Annotated in this window: 16 protein-coding genes; 8 read left to right on the top strand and 8 right to left on the bottom strand. The window is 59.9% G+C overall.

The genetic code is table 11. The annotated features are described in order from the left end of the window. Positions 1–182 precede the first annotated feature (182 nt). The 3 genes from EJ075_RS28480 to EJ075_RS28470 all read right to left on the bottom strand — a co-directional run bounded on the left by EJ075_RS28480 (position 183) and on the right by EJ075_RS28470 (position 3742). Positions 183–1169 (bottom strand): DUF2950 domain-containing protein, encoded by a 987-nt coding sequence (locus EJ075_RS28480; RefSeq protein ID WP_245458034.1) that lies wholly within the window; start codon positions 1167–1169, stop codon positions 183–185. A gap of 20 nt (positions 1170–1189) precedes the next feature. Beyond that, positions 1190–2524 (bottom strand): DUF3300 domain-containing protein, encoded by a 1335-nt coding sequence (locus EJ075_RS28475; protein ID WP_126106615.1) that lies wholly within the window; start codon positions 2522–2524, stop codon positions 1190–1192. 210 nt (positions 2525–2734) lie between these two features. Beyond that, positions 2735–3742, bottom strand: a complete 1008-nt coding sequence (locus tag EJ075_RS28470) for an HAD family hydrolase (RefSeq protein ID WP_126106614.1) — start codon at positions 3740–3742, stop codon at positions 2735–2737. A gap of 671 nt (positions 3743–4413) precedes the next feature. Between EJ075_RS28470 and EJ075_RS28465 the strand changes: the two genes are divergently transcribed. From EJ075_RS28465 to EJ075_RS28450, 4 genes are all read left to right on the top strand, one after another. Further along, positions 4414–5220 carry a DUF2092 domain-containing protein gene (locus EJ075_RS28465; RefSeq protein WP_095486776.1) on the top strand — a complete coding sequence of 269 codons (807 nt, stop codon included), beginning with the start codon at positions 4414–4416 and terminating at the stop codon, positions 5218–5220. Continuing rightward, positions 5217–5549: a hypothetical protein gene (locus EJ075_RS28460; protein WP_126106613.1), complete on the top strand. Its 333-nt coding sequence runs from the start codon at positions 5217–5219 to the stop codon at positions 5547–5549. The genes EJ075_RS28465 and EJ075_RS28460 overlap by 4 nt, the downstream gene beginning before the upstream one ends. Positions 5550–5805: 256 nt before the next feature. Beyond that, positions 5806–7866, top strand: a complete 2061-nt coding sequence (locus tag EJ075_RS28455; protein ID WP_126106612.1) for a mechanosensitive ion channel family protein — start codon at positions 5806–5808, stop codon at positions 7864–7866. Between the two features lie 357 nt (positions 7867–8223). Beyond that, on the top strand, positions 8224–8751 hold the full coding sequence (locus EJ075_RS28450; RefSeq protein WP_095488462.1) for a hypothetical protein: 528 nt from the start codon (positions 8224–8226) through the stop codon (positions 8749–8751). 539 nt (positions 8752–9290) lie between these two features. On the opposite strand, the gene EJ075_RS28445 is transcribed toward EJ075_RS28450, so the two are convergent. The 4 genes from EJ075_RS28445 to EJ075_RS28430 all read right to left on the bottom strand — a co-directional run bounded on the left by EJ075_RS28445 (position 9291) and on the right by EJ075_RS28430 (position 12732). After that, entirely contained in the window at positions 9291–10562 is a 1272-nt protein-coding gene (locus EJ075_RS28445) for an alpha/beta hydrolase (protein ID WP_245329962.1), read from the bottom strand. 80 nt (positions 10563–10642) lie between these two features. Then, on the bottom strand, positions 10643–11452 hold the full coding sequence (locus EJ075_RS28440) for a hypothetical protein (RefSeq protein ID WP_126106611.1): 810 nt from the start codon (positions 11450–11452) through the stop codon (positions 10643–10645). A 129-nt stretch (positions 11453–11581) separates the two neighbouring features. After that, positions 11582–12364: a transporter gene (locus EJ075_RS28435; protein WP_126106610.1), complete on the bottom strand. Its 783-nt coding sequence runs from the start codon at positions 12362–12364 to the stop codon at positions 11582–11584. A 62-nt stretch (positions 12365–12426) separates the two neighbouring features. After that, the gene (locus tag EJ075_RS28430; RefSeq protein WP_095486782.1) at positions 12427–12732 is read right to left on the bottom strand and encodes a hypothetical protein; all 306 of its coding nucleotides are present in this window, start codon (positions 12730–12732) and stop codon (positions 12427–12429) included. A 364-nt stretch (positions 12733–13096) separates the two neighbouring features. On the opposite strand from EJ075_RS28430, the gene EJ075_RS28425 reads away from it, so the two are divergent. The 4 genes from EJ075_RS28425 to EJ075_RS28410 all read left to right on the top strand — a co-directional run bounded on the left by EJ075_RS28425 (position 13097) and on the right by EJ075_RS28410 (position 18027). Continuing rightward, positions 13097–14818: a hypothetical protein gene (locus EJ075_RS28425; RefSeq protein ID WP_126106609.1), complete on the top strand. Its 1722-nt coding sequence runs from the start codon at positions 13097–13099 to the stop codon at positions 14816–14818. A 469-nt stretch (positions 14819–15287) separates the two neighbouring features. Next, positions 15288–15512, top strand: coding sequence for a hypothetical protein (locus EJ075_RS28420; RefSeq protein ID WP_126106608.1), 225 nt, complete (start codon positions 15288–15290; stop codon positions 15510–15512). 646 nt (positions 15513–16158) lie between these two features. After that, complete coding sequence (locus EJ075_RS28415) at positions 16159–16386, top strand: hypothetical protein (RefSeq protein WP_126106607.1); 228 nt, start codon at positions 16159–16161, stop codon at positions 16384–16386. 489 nt (positions 16387–16875) lie between these two features. Beyond that, positions 16876–18027, top strand: a complete 1152-nt coding sequence (locus tag EJ075_RS28410; RefSeq protein WP_245458033.1) for a hypothetical protein — start codon at positions 16876–16878, stop codon at positions 18025–18027. Here EJ075_RS28410 and EJ075_RS28405 read toward each other — a convergent pair. After that, a complete protein-coding gene (locus tag EJ075_RS28405) occupies positions 18008–18514 on the bottom strand; it encodes a hypothetical protein (RefSeq protein ID WP_126106605.1) in 507 nt (168 codons plus the stop codon). The two genes, EJ075_RS28410 and EJ075_RS28405, sit on opposite strands and share 20 nt — an antisense overlap. Between the last annotated feature and the right edge of the window lie 17 nt (positions 18515–18531).

Genomic DNA, 18531 nt, shown 5'->3' with positions numbered 1-18531 from the left:
CCGCTCATGGCGGAAGGTAATTAACGGTAACCTACGGGAAGAATCTGCTCGGCCAGCGCAACAGTCGGTCGTTGAGGTGAGTCCGGCCTTCCTCAAGAGCCAAGGAAGAACTCCACGTCCTGCGAACGCGCAAACCGCAACGAGACCTCTTGCTGCGTGTTCTTCACTAGAACGCTTTTCTTTCAGTCGGCCACGACCTGCCAGGTATCGTCCGGGTTGAAGCGGTCGATGTATTTGACGATCTGCTCGGTGGTTGGGCCGAGGTCGGTCTCGTAGACGACGCCGTGCTGGTTGACGGCGAAGGTTTTTACGCCGGTTTCGCCGTATTTGGCAGGCCAGGCGATGAGGCCGAAGCCGGCGATCATGTTGCCGTTTATGACGTAGTCGTAGGCACCGCCGGCGATATGGTCGCCCTGGCCGGTCAGGACCTTGTACTTGTAGCCGAAATAGCCTTCGCCCTTGGCCGCGTCCTCGAGCTCGGCCTCACTAACGGCGTCACCGGCCGGACTCTCGCCGTTGATGTCGTCGGTCGGCCAGTAGAGCCCGTCGGTCGCGCCTTCAGAGCTTATCAGTTTCTGCGCGAACTCTTCCACGCCATCCCCGTCGCGGTCCTGCGATGCATAGTCCTCCTGCCCGTCGACGTAGGCGCGCATCGTCTCGATCGCGGTGAGCTCGTTCTCGCCGACATACCGGTTCACGATCTCTTCGAGCCCGGCATAGGTGTCGAAAGCCCACTTGCCGTCCTCGCCCTTGACGAGCGGAAATGGCAGCGGCCACAGCTTGTCGCCGATCTGCAGCGTGCGGCGGTCGCCCTCGCCACCGAGGACAAGCTGCTTGGCCACACCCTCCTTGATCGCCACCAGCGTCTCGTCCGAGTTCTCGTCGGCCTTCAGCTTTTCCGCATCGAGGCCGAGAAGGGCCGCAACCGCACCGTTGCCGGCGTCGTCCAGCGCCTTCTTGAACGCCTCGACAGCCGCTTCCGGCGTGTCGAAGACGGGCGGCTCGGCGGCGGCCGCAAACGCAGTGATCTCCGGCGCTTGCGGCGCCTCCTGCGCGGATGCCGGCTGCGAGACAGCGATGCCGGCTGCAAGCACCACGGCACAGACTGAGCGGAGAAGGATCGTATGCAAAACTCCCGTGTGACGGGTGGTGCTGAACATCTGTGTCATAATCCTGTCCTCCCGTTCCGTTAACGCCGGCGTCCGCCGCCGCCGCGCTTGATCTGCTTGTGGCCGCCACCGCCGCGCTGGCCGCCGCCCATCGACTTGTGGCCACGGTTGGAGCTGACCTTGGTCGCCTTGCCGCGATCGACGTTGCCAAGACCCGACGGTTTCTTCGGCCGGTTGTCGACCCGTGCCGCAGGTTTTGGCTTGCCAGCCGGACGGTTCACCTTGGCCGGCTTCGCCGCCGGGCGATTGGCGGTAGGCCTGGCCGCAGGTTTTTGGATGTTGGCGGGCTTGGCGGGGCGGGTGACGTTGGCGGGCTTCGCCTTCAGCCCGTCCAGCGTGCTCTTGCGGATGTCTCTCGTTCCCGCCGTCTTGCCCGGCACCCTGTTGGCAAGGCTGTCGTTCTTCTTGATGTCGCGGGCGCGGTCGCGGATGGCGTTGTCGCCATTCTTCTCGATCCTGTTCTTGATGTTGTTCTGGTCGAACTTGTTCAACTGATCGCGGTCGATCTTGATCTTGCTGCGATCGACATTCTTCCAGTCGACGTCGTTGATGTTGATATTGCCGTTGAAGTCGCGGTTGTTGAAGCAGTTGTTGCAATCGATGTTGATGTCGTTGCCGTTCCAGCGGCCACCCCACACGCCCCAATCATCCCAGTCGACGGCGGCGGCCCAGATGGCGCCGGTCACCGCCCCGGCGAAGAATGTCGCCCCCGGGTACACATAGTATGGGTAAGGATCGGGATAATAGCGGATCGGTTCCCACACGTAATCCGGCTCATAAAACATCTGCGGCGGATATTGCGGGACGTAGATCACTTCGGGGCTCGCCGACTTGATGACGATGTTGTCGTTCGCCTTGACCACCTGGATCTTGTCGTCGGTCTTGATGACGCCTTTGGCGACCGCCTCGTCGCGCAGCTGCTGGATGGCAACCAGCACGTCCTTCTGCTGGTAGGCGATGGCATCGCCGAGCGTCTGCGTCCATTCGAGGTCGTCGCTCATCATCTTCACAATGTCGGGATAGTTGAGCAGCGACACCACGGAACCGTCCCAGCTCTCCTTGGGTTTCAGGCTCTTGTCCTTCTCGTAACGGTCGAGGAAGCGCGCCGCCTCGATGATCTGCAGCGGATAGAGCGCAGCCGCGGTGATCACGGCGATCAGCTCGTCCGGGTAGAGCGCAATCCGCGCGACCAGCACCTCCATCTCGTCGGCGCTCAGCGGCTCCGGCGAAGTCGTCGCATCGCCCGAAGCCGCCGCGACCTGTTCTTGTGCAAGGACAGGGTGCGCCGAACCAAACCCGGCAAGCAGCAGCGTCAGCGCCGCCGCACCGACCTTCAACAAGTCATTGCCCGTCATGCTTCGATCCTCCCTGTCTGTCTTTGTCCGGGCAGGCTTTGCGCCGGGCCTTTTTGGCAATATTTGTCACGTTCTGCGTGCAACGCGGCGGTTCCTCGCAGACATTCCGCCACGGGATTTCGCCCTGGCACGTGTTGGCCATTCGGCAAGGCTTGTCATGGCTTCGTGTCGCTTCCTCTTCGAATGCAGCGCTTCAGGCCGCGATAAGGATCAAGGCTCGGACGCGAACACCTTGTTCCAGTCAGCTTTCATATCGACAATTGTCCAGCTCATGATTCCGGCTTCGTCGAGACCCTTGTCCAGGCGACCGATGGAAGAATCCCTGTCGTAGGCCCATTCGCGATCCGCATCGGTGTGATGGACGTAAAGACAGAAGTGCGGCCCGGGGCCGGAACAGGTCCATTGCAGCATCTGCAGATCGCCGTCGGAATTGCCGAAGGCGGCGATCGGCCGCCGACCGATGTGGTGGTGGATCCCGACGGGCTTGCCGGCCTTGTCGTCGATGAAGTTGATTTCCGGCAGTCGCATGAGCACCGGCGTTCCGTCGCGCATCTCGAACTTGGTCTTGCCGCTGCTGCCGACGACCTGCTCGGGCGGTATGCCATAGACCTTCTCCGTCCATGGGCGCATGAAATCGATGCCGCCGCCGGAGACGATGAAAGTCTTGAAACCGTTGGCGCGAAGATAGGCCAACAGCTCCAGCATCGGCTGGTAGACCATTTCCGTATAAAGCCGGCCGGTCTTCGGGTGCTTGGCGCTGGCAACCCAGTCGCGGACGATCTGGTCGAATTCGTCGGTGGTCATGCCGGAATGCGTGGTCATGACGATGTCCACGATAGCCGGCTCGCCACCGGCAAGCGCAGTCTTGATGTCCCCCTTCAGCAACGAGGCAAAGGGCTCCTTGTCCTTCCATTCCGGATGCTGCGGCGCCATTGCCTTGACCCGATCGAGTGCGAACAGGAGCTGGAAGTACAGCGGTTGCTCGCCCCACAGCGTGCCGTCGTTGTCGAAGACGGCGACGCGCTCTGCTTCGGGCACGAAGTCTGCCGCGCCTTCCGCAGTCACGCGTTCGACGAAGGCGACGATGGACTGCTTGGCCTTTCCGTCATTCCAAGACGGAAGCTGATCGGCGTTCTGCGCGGTGGCAGAGGCTGCGACCCCCAGTAATAGGAGGATGGACAACAGGTAGCGCTGCGCGGCGTAGGCAAGATTGGTCATAGTTTGATGTCTCCTCCAGGTCAGCGCCCCTCGGGAGCGCCATCATCAAACATGCCTTCGGCAAATCGTCTTTCGTGAGATTTGCCTATTGCCGCCCGGGGCGGAAGGTAATTAACGGTAACCTACGGGCAGAATCCGCTCGGTTGCATCGAAAGCGGGGCTGTCAAGGATACGGTCTAGCTCGACACGACAATGAGCCGCAGGGTAGGTCCAGCCCCGGTGGCGATATCGCGCAATAGCTTGGTTGGGTCGGGAAGGCATTGCGGGTTGTTGGGGACCGCCTGCCACAAGCGTGTCAATCCTCGGCCATAGGCGGATACGGCTTCGCCAGCAACAGTCCGCCTACGTAACTTACATAGGGATACTGGCACCATCAAAAAGACTATGCGCATTCTAGCTCATAGGTGATGGCACTATGGCAGCAAACGGCAAACCTCCTGGCAGGGAGCAGGCATATTCGGCGACGCCTTCCGCATGCCGAATTTGCGATCCGAAAATTGATAAGCAGTAGAGAACTGGCCAAGAACTGTCGAATCCGATCGCCTCAAACTTTCGGCGTCGATGATGTAGCCAACCGATCAGTTTGATGGCGGGCCTACGCTATTGGGCTGAAGCGAACCCGGATCACGCTCCCGAATAAGAATCGCCGAGCACTGGATTGGAGATGCAACATGAACCAAGCAATCTTGAAGTCGCACCTTAGATCGCGGCCGCGATCTATCGGAATAGCGGCAATCTCAATCGGGCTGGCACTTTCCGTTTCGCCGTCGTGGGGTCAGAACGTCATCGACGCCGATGCTGACGGTATCCTTGTGGCTATGACAAACCATCTCAAAAGCTTACAGGCGTTCACGGTCGACTATGACACCGATCATGAGATCGTCGACCTGGCCGGCCAGAAGTTGCAGTACAGCGCTTCCGGCTCCGTCCAGGCGTCCCGCGGCGATGGCTTCCACATGACCCGCAAAGGCCCTTTTGCCGACGTGGAACTCACCTTTGACGGCAAGGTAATCTCTGTCCACGGCAAGGGCATGAACGTCTATGCGCAGTTGGACAGTCCTGGCGCATCGATTGATGAGGCGGTCGAGGAATTCAGGGTGTCGACCGGGCTCGACGTTGCGGGCGCCGATTTTCTAGTCACCGATCCTTATGCCGTTTTGACCGAAGGCGTTACGTCGGGGAGACTGGTCGGCGATGCCTTTGTCGGCGGCGTCGAATGCGATCAATTGGCTTTTCGCAATGACGCCGTGGACTGGCAGATCTGGATCAGCAAAGGCGACCAGAAACTGCCTGTCAAATATGTGGTCACCACCAAATGGGTGACGGGCGCGCCGCAATATTCGTTGCGGTTCAGCAACTGGAAAGCCGGTGAGGTCGACGCCGAGCTGTTTTCGTTCAAGCCTCCGGCCAACGCGAAAAAGCTGGAGCGGATAGACTCCGACGAAGTTGGCGAACTTGTACTGGAGGGCAGCAAATGAACGCACGGTGCATCCGTAATCATCTCTTCGTCGCCGCTGTTATGACGGCGTTTCTTATAACCGATAGCCTGATGGGCGGTTACTTCATTCCGGCAGGTTCGATCGTTTCCAGCGCGGAAGCGCGCGTCGGCAGGCCGCTTACGCCCGGCAGCGTCGCCGGCGTAGCGCGGCGCACAACGCGCCGGGCCGTTCGCCGTTCGACGATATACGTGGCGGCGCTTCCTCCCGCCTGCGTTAGGACTAGCATCAACGGCGCTACGGTTTGGCAGTGCGGCGGGACATACTACCAGCCCTCTGGCGGCCGCTACGTCGTCATCTATGTGAATTGATCGTAGCCGCCCAAAGCGAGAGGGTCTCCAATGACAGTACAACGACTGGTGGGGCTGAAACGATCGGTCGGCCTTTCGCAAGGGCTGTGATGCCAATCTACCTCTGCTTGTGACCGTAAGCGGCGAACACCATAATTGACTGCGCCCTTAGCTGCAGCCACTCTCCCAGGAGATGTAGCATGCAGCCAGAACAGTTGCCCATAAAAGGGCGAGGAGCCAATATGTGCAGCTGCGGCATTCAAAACTCGAGGCGGTCATGAAGAACAAGCTACGGCTCGGGTTCTTGCCAGTTATCGTCGTGCTCTTGCTGGCGCTGTTGCAGGGGACTTCGCTAGCTCAACAGCCTTCCCCCGACCTTCCGCCCGACAAGGCAAAGCAGTTCCTTGAGCTTTTGTCCGATCCGGAACTAAAGGCATGGCTCGAGGGAAAGATTCCAGCGGCCACGGACGCGCCCGGCCTGTCCATTTCCGAGGACATCTTGAGGCTGGAGGCGGGTATTCGTGCCCGTATCGGTGCGCTCGGCGCCGCGATCCCGCGCCTGCCGGAAGAACTGTCGCGCGCCGCCGACATTGTCTCGCGTGACGTGAACTCCGGCAGGCCAGGGCTGGTTATGGGCATCCTGGCGGTCCTGATCGCGGTCGGCTTCGGAGCCGAGTGGGCGGTCCGACGAGCGCTCGCCAGGACGAGGAGCGCGGTTGCTCAGGAAGACGCCGGACAAGCGATCCTCTTCGAGACTGTCGCCCTGCTGACTTTTGCGCTCGCCAGCGCCGGTTCGTTCTTGGCATTGGGATGGCCACCCTTACTCCGCAGGATCATTCTGACCCTGCTTCTTGCGTTCATCGCGTTCCGTATCGTTCGCGCGGCAGCCCGATTGCTGTTTGCGTTCGGCGGCGCGACAAGCGACCCCTCGGACCGGCCGACTCCGCTTTTCGAAACCGAGGCTTCGACCCGTTTCTGGCGTTGGCGAGTCAGCCTTGTGGCCGGGTTCCTGTTGTTCGGCTGGGCGATCGCCAGCCTCATGCCTGGCCTGGGCTTCGCTCAAGACGTTGCAGAGCTCGCCGCCTTCCTGTTCGGGCTTGGCATTCTGGCGACCGCAATCGAGGTCGTCTGGCAACGGCCCGACGGGCGAGGTTCTCTGGTCAAGCAATCGTTTCTCACCTTGTTCCTGATCGTGCTCTGGATGGCTTGGGTCGCCGGCTTGCTCGGCGTCCTGTGGCTTGGGATTTTCGCCCTGGTGCTGCCGACAGCCTTGCGCGGGGTCGGCGCCGCGGCACAGGCCTTCGCCGGCAGGTCGAAGCGCAGCGGCGCGATGGGCGTCGTACTCAACGTGCTCATTGTCAGGGGCGCCAGGGCGGCGGTCATTGCCGCGGCGGTCGCATGGCTCGCCCATATCTGGCGGATCAGGGCCGCGAGCCTCGCCGGCAGCGAAACCGGCGGCTTCCTGATAACCGGACTGCTCCACGGCATCATCATTTTGCTGATCGCCGACCTGCTCTGGCAACTGTCGAAGGCCTTGATCGAATATCACATGAATCTCGCGGCGGCGGATGGGAGCAGCGCCGACCATCTGGCCCGCAGCGGCCGACTGCGCACGCTGTTGCCGATATTCCGCAACGCGCTTGCCGTGTTCATAGCCGCGGTCACCGTGCTAACGATCCTAGCTGGGCTCGGCGTGCAGATACTCCCGCTGATTGCCGGCGCCGGCATCTTCGGCATCGCCATCGGCTTCGGCTCGCAGACCCTGGTCAAGGACGTGCTGAGCGGCGTGTTCTACATGATGGACGACGCCTTCCGGGTCGGTGAATACATCCAGAGCGGCAGCTACAAAGGCACGGTCGAATCCTTCAGCCTGCGTTCGGTGCGTCTGCGTCATCATCGCGGCCCCATCTATACCGTCCCGTTCGGTGAGCTCGGGGCGGTCCAGAACATGAGCAGGGACTGGGTGATCGACAAGATCACGATCGGCGTGACCTATGATTCCGACGTGGACCTGGCGCGCAAGCTCATCAAGAAGATAGGCCAGGAACTGGCAGCCGATCCTGAATTTGCGGCCGACACGATCGAGCCGCTCAAGATGCAAGGCATCGACAATTTCGGGGACTACGCGATTGTTCTGAGGATAAAGTTGACGACGAAGCCGGGGACCCAATTCGGCATCAAGCGGCGCGCCTTCATGATGATCAAGGCGGCATTCGCGGAAAACGGTATCAAGATCGCGGTTCCCACCGTTCACGTCGAGAGTGGCGGGGAGACTGCGGCCGCTGCTCATCAGGCAAACCAAACCCTGAAAAAGAGCAAGGTCCCCTTGGAGGCGTGAGGTACACGCCATAGAGCTGCGCGGTCCTGTCCACGTCATCCGAACTCGGGGCAAACCGGACATCATGCCGTCGTTGCGGACGTTCTGACGAACATGGTCGGACGGCAAGATGTTAGGCGGCGTTCGTATGCGTGCCAACCGCCATTTATCGACGGCGTCAAGGACTGAACGGTCCGCAGTGCGCTGGGCCAATACTAGCCCGTAGGTTACAGTTAGTTACGTTCCCTGACGTGAGCCGATCGGCCAAGGTCACTCATAGCCGTCATATCCCATCGCTCCGCAAGAGGACAGCAGCCTCTGGAGCAAATGGTGCCCGTAGCCAAAGAACAATTCAGCCTGCACACAAGGGGAATAGCAATGCGAAAATACATGACACGCATCGCGGCAACGTCAGTAGCACTTTCGACTGCGATGGCAGCCTACGCACAAGATCAAAGCCCCCTTCCAAAGGCCAGCGATGTGCTTGTCCGATACGGGGACGACGTCGAGGGCTGGACCGTCTATGCCAATCAAACCCGCGGTGATTGCTTGATCGTGCACTCAGATGGCCCAAGTTCGGTGCAAATGGGCGTTACCGCAAATCGGGAGGTCGGCTATCTTGGCGTGTTCACCAAAGAGGATATCGGCCTTCAGAACGGGACCAAGTCGGACATCTTCGTCTCCATTGACGGCCATCTCTATCGTGGTGTGGCCACTAGCACGAGCGGCGAACTCAAGGGCGGATACTCTGGCGGCTACATCTTGACAGACGACCCGAAGTTCAAGCGCGACGTAGCGAAGAAATATAAAATGACCGTGTTTCCGGAAACCAAGGGGGCCTTTGTCGTCGATCTGAAGGGGACCTACAAGGCAATGGCTATGGGCCACAAGTGCCTCACGCAGTGACTCCGCTCTGACCACTCAGTTGCCTTTCTTGGGTCCGGAACGCAAGGTTGGCGTTTGGAAACAGAATTGGCAATTCTGTTCCACCCGACGCTTAGTCGGGCACCGGGCGCGGTGTATGTCTTGGGTGACGCGGAGCACCATGGTTCCGCTGGGCGCGGTTGCGGCAAGCGTCCCACTTGGCTTGGCTTAGTCGCGGACTTTTTCAGCAACATTGACCCATTCTGAGCATTCGCGCCGGTGTCCTGGAATCCGTGCATTTATGGCGTCGGGGTGCAGACGCGCGGACCGGGCGAGTTGGTTCCAAGGCGCCTTGTACTCCGGGCTCTTGGTGTTCACGAAATAAGTGTGAAGGACGCGGTAGTTATCCAACCATCGGAAAGCCAGGTGTAGGGTTTCAGCAGCCTGCGCGCTTCTGGAGCCAAGTGATGGACCCCCAAGAGCTAGCGCCGAGAAATAGAATAGCGTCGACTGAGTTTCATCGCGTTGTCTCCCAGTTTTGTCGTCCGGCGACATAGATCTGGGGGTGCCCCTTCAAAGCACTATGACTTGCACTTCTTCGCGGATGGTGCTGGCAGGGCGCAATTCTTGTCACCAGCGCTCGATTTCTGGCTGGTCTGGGAACCTGTCAAGGCGCCGATGTGATTGCCTAAATTTTCTCTGCTGTTTTGATCGACCGCTGCAACAGGTGCTGCAATCACCAACCCTGCCGCGCTGCCCGCCGCTGCCGCCACACCGGTTGTTGCGTGAATGATCGTGTCGCCCAGGCCTATTCTGTTGTCGGTCAACGTCTGGCCGCCGGCCATTCGCGCGCCGATTAGTTGCACGACCTGCGGTGACGAGGCGAACTTGCCGTGATGCAAACGATCGCCGGATTTGACTTTCGTCAGATCGATGACGGTTATGTTGTTGCTGGCGAGTTCTTCCTTGTATGGAGCTTGTTCCGGATCAATCGATCCGAGCCGGGGGATATCGCCCCAGACCCGTCGCGAAACTTTGAGCGCGCGATCGTCCTGCGAGACAAAGAGGGTGAACTGCGGGTGCTGTTTGCCCATGTCGGCAATCTGAGTACGAAAAACATCGACGTCGACGTCTGGCGCGGCCAGCATGACGTTTTTGAACTTCGCCGGAAGGCCGCCATTGCGGATGGCCATCTGGCGCAAGCCTTCCAACGCAAGCCAGTTGCCCATCGAATGGGCGAGGATCGAAACTTCCTTGATTTCGGGATCGCGTGCAAGATACTGGAACAGCAGTTCGAGCGCGTTTCGCGTGTAGTTGGTGCTTTCACGATCGTAGCCATACGCCAGCGCACTGCCTCGGGAGGGCCATGTGACCAGGATCGGGACGCTCTGCGTGTCCGTATCCTTCGCGATCTGCGCAAAGCGATAGACCGAGTCTTCAAAGCGATTGTTGAATCCGTGAATAAAGACGAGGACACTGTGATCCGGGCTCTTCTTGACGGAGGCGCTAAGCCACCCCTTCGCTGTCTGGAGCGTCAATTCTTGGGCCTGCACGACGGCGAAATCAGTCGCCGGGTTTGATGGCAGCTTCTTGGGCCATGCGACCTCTCCAACCTTGCGGACCGATGCCGGAGGGATCGAAACCGTAATTTCCGCGAACGAGGGGGCCAGTCCGCGCTCGCCGGTATACATTTGTGCCGGATTGGAGGAACGACTGCGTGTCGTTGCGACCAGCATCTCCACCTTGCTGGAGGAAGGCGAGGTATCGGCCACGGGCAGCAGCACATTCGTCGGACGGGACGCGCACCCCCACAGCAGGCCAACCAACGCCGACGCCAACAAAACGTTGCTGATACGCCTGACTTTGGACAGACACACGAAACAGTTTCCCAAACTCTTCTCCCGTTTCGAAATAATCCCAGGCTCAAATCCAATCAGAACCGAAATCTGGCGCCGATGATTGGTCCCTGCATTGCAATGTCAAACACAAATCCGTCGTCCTCGTAGTCTACGGCAAGGTAGCGATAGCCCGCTTCCAGCGTGACCGAATCACTGTACCGGTATTGAAGGGTGCCCTGCACTTGCCAATCGATGTCGGCGCCAAGGCCGAAGCCACCGACATCCGCCTCGCCATGGAGTCCGAATCCATTACCGAGAGCAACATCGCCGGCCACACCAATAATGGGGTCGACCCAAGTCTTGCTGCCGCTGGCCTCCCTTACGCCGAGAGGGCCAGTAACAGTCAAATCCGTATCCAGGTACCAGAGCCGTCCGCCGGCCAAAACGTCCAAGGTTGCGGTGCCATTGTCGACGACCCGATAGGAGCCGCCGAAGGTCCACACCACCGTGTTCATGTCCGCTTCGGCCGAAAGGGCTAACGGGCCGGCCGACGTGCCATCGGCCTCGAGTCCCAGGTAGATGAAGTCAGTGAAGAGAGCGTAGCGGCCATTGCGCGCCTCACCGGCAAGCATGACCGGCGGGGGAGACCAATCGATGTGGTCAAAAATCTGGCTGAAATCGACGTCGATATCTACCGGCGACAGGCCCCTGACGCCGACCCTGCCCTTCATGCCTGCCATCCAGAAATAGGGCTCTGCGGTGAAGGTCCAGACTGGCGCGGCTTCAGCAGGCGCGGGTGCGGTTTCAGGAAGTTGCGTCGCAGCGTCAGCGGCGATCGCCGGCACCGCAACCAGCGCTGCCGCTGTTCCCGCCGAGGCCAACACGAGAGCTCGGATCATTCCCATATAAAGTCCCCTCTTTCCGTCTTTCACTTCATGTCCCGATGCGACCGTATATGCATTCGCGCTGCTCAGCCAATGGATATCGGATTCCGATCGTCTTTCATGTCGACAGCGGGTCATTTGTTCTTGGCTCTACTTCGGGAACAGCAGGCTAATTCCGGTGCGGAATCCGAAGCCGTCGGGTCCGCTATCGGGGCTTGCCGCCCAATATCGCACACCGGCGAAGAGGCTGATTGGCTGCTTATCGATCACAACCAGCTTCGAGACCTGGACGTTTATCGGGACCGACCATTGATGCGTTTCCCAATTGTAGGCACTCTCGGTATTGAGTGTGAACGTCCAGGCGTCCTTCGTCGTGTAAGAGACGAAAGGCTGCAGGAATGTGGAATTTATATCGCTGCGCTCGCTGTCGCCTGCAAATGACCAGATATGGTTGGCCAGCATACCGACCGTCCATCCATCGAATTGCTTCAAGACGACGCCGGTCGGTCCCGCCCCCCATTTTTCCCCGCCAAGCAACGGATCAGTCGCAGTGGGCAACAGAAACACCGGGCCGACACCCCAGATGATCCCGCTCGCCGTGGGTTGGGAAGGCGAGAAGAACAGGCTTTGGCTTATGTCGCCGAGCCCGGACTGGTCGCCGGATGGTCCTGCAATGTCGTGCTGCCAGGCAATCGGCAAGATGGTGCGCGATATCAGGTTCCAGTTGTCGTTGAGCGTGATCGGGATGACCGGCTGCACGTTGACATAGGCTTTGTCACCATCGTTCGGGCCATAGCCGCTGTCGTAGTTGAACTGGATCGGCACGCTGATCAGCGAGGCGATCGGATTGGATAACTTCTTGGCGAGCTCCTGCGTGTCGTCCTGGGCTGACGCGACGGTGACGACAAGCAGGGCCGGGAGCAAGGCTGCCATAGTTTGTAGAGATCGCTTGCCAGACAGAAATTCCAAGTCAGCCCCCGAATAGTTCTTGCCTCTCACCGTGGTGGCCAAGGAATGACACGCGATTTGCGGGCAGCGTCCGCGTGCAGCACGGCTCCGACTTCCCCAACCAACCGATCCACCAGTTCCTGCCATTCGGCTCGTCTGGACTCGCGCAATGCCGGCGGGACCTTGTCGATCCTCGACAGTGCGAGTTCCGCCTCAGCAAGTTCCTCGCACATATCCTGAAAGCCCTCACTTCGGTCCATCAGCCGATGGATCGCCAATTCAAACTGCGGGAACCGACGTACCGCCGCCGAGACCGCTCTTTGTCTATCAGCCGGTTCGTCGTCCATCCTCATGGCGCAGATTCGTGTTTTCCCTGGACCACCGTAGCCTAGCGCATGGAGGTGGCTGCGGAATGTAAGTTACGTGGGCAACAGGGTAATTTCTGAACAACCATAGCGAGCGCGGTGGGCACCAAGCCCTATAAAATCGCAAATTCAAATTGCGCTTGCCGGTGAGGCCGCCTGACTATTGATCCGTTGTCGTCCGCCGCTGCACTGCACAAATCGTCGCCGTCATCCGGACGTTATCCGTTCAGACTACTAGGAGTATTGCAAGAACTGGCTCGCGCATATAGATTACGCGACGAGAGGTAACCGGCGAAAAAAGAAAATATAACTGGGAGTAAATCCTCCCAGAACGTCAGGTGAGGGAACCAAGGTGATTCGGGCGGAACCAGCCGCAGGGAGGGAGCATTGGCTCGCCCCAGAGGATTGTCGTGCCCAGCTTGCCCTGATCCTCAACAGTGCGGACTTCGATGCAACCGGTCGCGAGCGCCGCTTCCTCAGCCATGTGGTGGAAGAGACGTTGGAGGGTCGCGGTGATCGCATCAAGGCCTATTCGATCGCTGTCGAAGTGTTCGGCCGCGATATGTCCTTCGACCCGCAGACGGATCCAATTGTCCGGATCGAGGCTGGCCACCTCCGGCGCGGGCTCGAACGTTACTACCTGACTGCCGGACACGCCGATCCAATTCTCATCACGATCCCGAAAGGCGGTTACGTTCCAACGTTCTCGGTGCGATCGCCCGCCGAGATCATTGAGCCGGCCTTGCCGGTTGAGTGGGCAGAAAAAGTCCCGACCCCTGCTCGATGGATGAAGGCATCATGGCTGACGGTGGTTCTTGCGGCTACCGTCGCGGCATTGGCTGTTCTGGCATTGGGATTGGCGAGGAGCGGCGTTCGCCCGACTTCGCCCGAGATTCCGCGACTGTTGGTCGAGACGTTTGAGGATCTTTCAGGAACGGAAGCCTCCAGGGCGATTGCGAGCGGATTGACGCAGGAAATTGTCGGGCAACTCTCTAAGTTCAAGGACGTCATCGTCGTCCAATCTCCCGAAAACTCGGTCGCGCCGTCGCGCTTTGTTCTTGCGGGAAGCGTCCACCTGTCGGCCGATGGCTTCCGGCTTCGGATCAGGTTTATCAACCGCGCCGACGGCTCGGTCCTGTGGGCGGACAGTTATGATGGAGAGACGAAAGTCGCCGCGCTTATCGAGACCGAGGCCAGTATCGCACAGAAAGTGGCGACGAGCCTGGCCCAGACATACGGCGTGATTTTTCAGGCGGACGCCTCGCTCAACGTCTTGAATCCTCCCGACGATTGGGCTGCCTATTCCTGCACGCTTTCCTTCTACGCTTACCGCGCAAAGCTCGATCAAAGGGCACTTCCAGCGGTGCGTGCGTGCCTGGAGAAGGCCGTTGAGCGCTTCCCGGGCTACGCCACGGCCTGGGGTCTGCTGTCGCAGGCCTATATCGACGAGATTCGATTCCTCTTTCCTTCCGACGAAGCCGCGACTTCGGCCTCGGTCGCTCGCGCTCTTGCCGCGGCCAGGCGGGCCGTGGAACTGGATCCGCTCAATATCCGCGGCCTGCAGGCGGAAATGTTCGCGCTCTATTTCAGCAAAGAGATCGAGGCGGCGCTGCTAGTGGGCAAGCGTGCCTTGGACATCAACCCCAACGACACCGAACTGATGGGCGAGTACGGATATCGGCTGGCGCTTTCAGGAGGCTGGGACGACGGCTGCCCGCTGGTCGCGGAAGCTCACACGCGCAACCCGGGTCCCTTAGCCTATTACGAGACCGCGCTTGCCCTTTGCGCCTATTTTCGCGGCGATTATCCGCAGGCGGCCATGTGGATCAGGAAAACCACGTTTCCCGGCAATGCCAACTTTCACACCATCGCGGCCGCGATTTTCGGCGAGGGCGGATATGAAGCGGACGCCCGGCGCGAACGTGTCTGGCTTGAAGAAAACGCGCCAGGTTTGATCAAGAACCTCCGGCAGGAGGTCGCGAGGCGGATCATTCGACCAGAGGACGTCGATTTCTTCCTCGGTTCGCTCAAAAAGGCCGGGCTCGCATCCAAGGACTTAGGCGGGCAGACGTAAACTCTGCCCGCAAGACACGGCACTTTAGGTGGTGCGTACATGCCGGAGGTCGTGGCGATCCTTTCCGCTTTCGAAGCAGCCGGCGTCAAGTTCGGCGGTCCCCGGGGGGGCGACTAAGAAGTCAGCGGCGCCCGCCCCTCACCTGCCGGCGGCGAGGCCTGCATCAAAAACAACGAGATCCAGATGGAGGAAAGTGTTCGTTCGAATGATGCTATTCCGTTGTCTTGAGCGCAGGTTTTGATCAGCCAGCACAGCGCCTCCTCTTAAGCTCGCTGGTGGTCAAGGCCCGGCGGCCTGCTGATGGTCACCCCCCAATAGGGCTGCCGGGCCCCTCGAACTTGCGCCGCGGATTGCGCGGACTTCATGACCCGGATTAAAAGCGGGTCGATTGAATGTCGACTTTTGCCGTAAAAAGTTTTGGGCCGGAACGCTTGCGCGTCTCAAGGGTTGGGATGCAGGAGATGCAGGCGTGGCCGAGAAGCCGTCTATCGCCGAGATGTTACGACGAACCTCTGACCAACTGAAGAGGATCCGGAAACGCGTCGCCAATGGCGGTCACGTGGACCAGATGCAAGAGGTCGATGCCTTGGTGGGCCTCGCTAAAGAAATGGCCGACCGGCAACTGGCCGGGTTAGAAAGGCCGGCAGATGAAAACGAAGGCTCTGTGCAAGACGATGACGATGCAAAGGACTGAGCGTCGTCGATCGCTGACATTCCCCGATCACGGAATTAGAATTATTTGAATTGCCGAGTTCGGTACTATTCAACGGCGGCGGACTCCAACCGCCTGGCCGGCGCCCGCCAAGCGTTCTTACCCCACGTCCCCCAAGCGGCGCCGGCCATCCGGATGCTGCCACGAAACGGACGGGAGTGCGTAGGCTGGGACGCGACCGGTATGTAGAAGACCCGCCGCTACATTTGCGAAGCGACGGGCCTCCACCCCATTCCCCACACCGTGCAATTGCGGTTCCAGATGTATGGACCCATTGCGGGGCACCTTGTGGCTTCTACACAGCGGAATTATCGCCACATAGTTCGTTCGCATGTTTCGATTCCATTAGCTTGAGCGCATGTATTCGCCAGCCAGGCGAGCATCTTAAGGCTCGCTGGTCAGGCCCAGCGGCCTCCAGCTGCCAGTCCCCCCCGCAACCAAGCCGCTGGGCCGTCCCCGCTTGAGCGAAGCGCGTTGTCTCGCATTTAGCGACATCTTGACTAAGGCCTCGCGTGCACCACTCAAATGAATGGCAATTTTCTGTCGGAATGCGTCTACGGTCCATTGTCCGCGACCACGCATTGTGTCGCGTGGGAGACACAGTAACTCCCCTTTTAAAGGCGTCGAGATGCTACGAGCACCGCAAAGCCAGTTCCTGAGACCTGAAGATCGGGCGATCTGCCAGAGGGTGGTCGACCAGATAGCCGCCGACGCTAAATGGTACAGCACCTCGATAGACGGTCAGATTCTGGCCTCGACCACGCTCACTCTCTTTCAGTCCGGCGTCGTCAATGAAACGAATTTGCTGGCACATGTTCGCGCGCGCCGCCACGATTTTACTAACCTGACCGACTAGCACTTCACCCTGCCGACATCGGCGCCCGATGTGGCTCTTCGACGACCACTCCCTCCGCCAATACAACCCGGCCCTAAGTGCACAAACCCTGCAAAAGTACGGGCTTTTGAAGAAATGCTGTCACCAGGTGCTGCCGATTTGGCTGAAAGACGGTCATCTTGGCCGCTATTCTCCAAAGCTGGGAACCTCCGGATCTTCGTTCACAGGTTTTGGGTCAGGGCCCACCGGGTCAAGCCGGAAGGCGGATCAGGTAAACTTGCGTTACCTCCGATCAAATCCAAACCCGTGTGGTTTGAATTTGATCGCAACGGTCTTCAGGAATGGAGGCGGACCGGTTGGTGAAACAACGTCTTAAAGTCCAGGACCGGAGCACGAAAGCCACCCGACGCGATGACCACGACGATTGATGACATATACCGGCCGCTCGCGTTAACCGCGCGGTTTCTTGTCCAGTGTTGGCCGCAGCTATTGCTTGTCGGCTGCCTCGGTATGATCGCTCGTGATCTGTTGCTACAGGGCGCCGTGACGATCGGCCTCCAATTCCCGCTGGGCGGAATGGTCATGCTGTCGCTGGTGATTCTCGCCAAGCTGACGGTACTGGTCATGATGTTCGTGGTGCTCCGGCCGCATATGCCGGCGGTGGCGGCGCTGAGACAAAAAGCGAAAAAGGAGGCGGACCAAACAAAACGCGAGCCGATCCTGGCGATTACCGCAGCCGCGATCCTGCCGTTCTTTGCCTATTATGCTGCCTGGGGTTTCCTTGGCGATACGGTTCGCGAATATTCGCGCATGGCGCTGGCCCAAGCCGAACTCGGCAAGAGCGTCGACATCTTCGCCATTCTTCAGTCAAGCGGCGTGATACTGTCGATCGTCATTTGCTGGCTGGTGCGTTTTGCCGCCAAGCGACTGAATGCGCGCGCCTCTCACCCCTACTGGCGGCTGCTGATCGTGGCGACGGACGCAACTTGGGTCTTCATCGGTCTCTACGCGCTCGGCGAATGGAAAGACCAGTTCATCCGTTGGCTTGGCGCAGGCGCCGCGCTGCAACAGCTCAGCCTCGATTTGCTTGCGCCAGTAACTTCGGCGGCTGCGGCCGACCAATTCGTTCCCGTGGAATTCCGACCGCTTCCCTTCGGAGAGCAGCTTCAGAATCTTTTCTTTTTCGCGTTGCTGCCGATTGTCTGGCTGGTGATGGCCGCGATCATCAACGGCTATGAACTTTCCGCGCCGGCCGCTCCCGGTCCTGCGCCGTTGCGCACGACCTCCTGGCAGAAGTGGCTGAAGGATTTCGCGACCCATTTCGTTGGCGGCTACCGCAGCCGCTACTCGCCGGTCTGGACTTGCCTCAAGCTGACGCTCAGTGCCGGCCTTGCCACGCTTGTCACCTTCGTCATCGCCTATCAGGCGATCTCCTGGGTCGGCGCCTGGATGTGGTATGGCCTGACAAGGCTGATCGGAGCGCATGGTCTCGCAACCTGGCAGATCTTCGCCGACACCATCAGCCTGTTCATCGGCAGCCCAAGCGATCTCGACGGGGGAATCCTGCTCGACGCGGTCCGGGTCGCGCTGCTTGCAGCCGTGCTCGAGACCGCGGTCGCCACGGCTGGTGAAGCGAGTGGCGTCAGGTCCGCGGCTCGCTGACGCTGAGATAATTTGGCAGCGCCGAATAGAGGGCGATCGACAGCGTGAGGCTGCTCGCTGCAGGTGGAATCGAAAAGCTGGCAGCCATCCGGGCCGGCTTGCCGGGCTCCGTCGCCGCAAACGCGCTGCCACCACACAGGGACCGTTGCTGGGCCTCCGGATATTGCTTTCTGACCACCGGATCGGCAAACAAGGTTGGCTGCCATTCGCGACCGCTTTCATCGGAAAGCCGCACCTGGCATGGAATGGCGCCGAGCGCCTTCGGGTCAGCAGCGAGCGCCTCGAACTCGGCAAGGACGACGGCGCTTCCCTCGCTGCCTGCCAGTCTGGTGAGGCGCGTCACGGTCCAGCTTGCGCCGGCATAGTCGATCGGTTGCCCCAAGGTCGCAGATACCGGCTGACGCAAATGTTGGGAGCGCCAGTCCTTGATGCTTCCCCACGTTTGCGCGGAGAGCGCGGCAGGCAATGCAACCACCAGCGCCATCATGCTCAGCCAGTAGCCTC

Source organism: Mesorhizobium sp. M6A.T.Cr.TU.016.01.1.1, assembly GCF_003952585.1.
Classification (GTDB): domain Bacteria; phylum Pseudomonadota; class Alphaproteobacteria; order Rhizobiales; family Rhizobiaceae; genus Mesorhizobium; species Mesorhizobium mediterraneum.
This window is presented reverse-complemented; position numbering and strand designations above follow the sequence as displayed.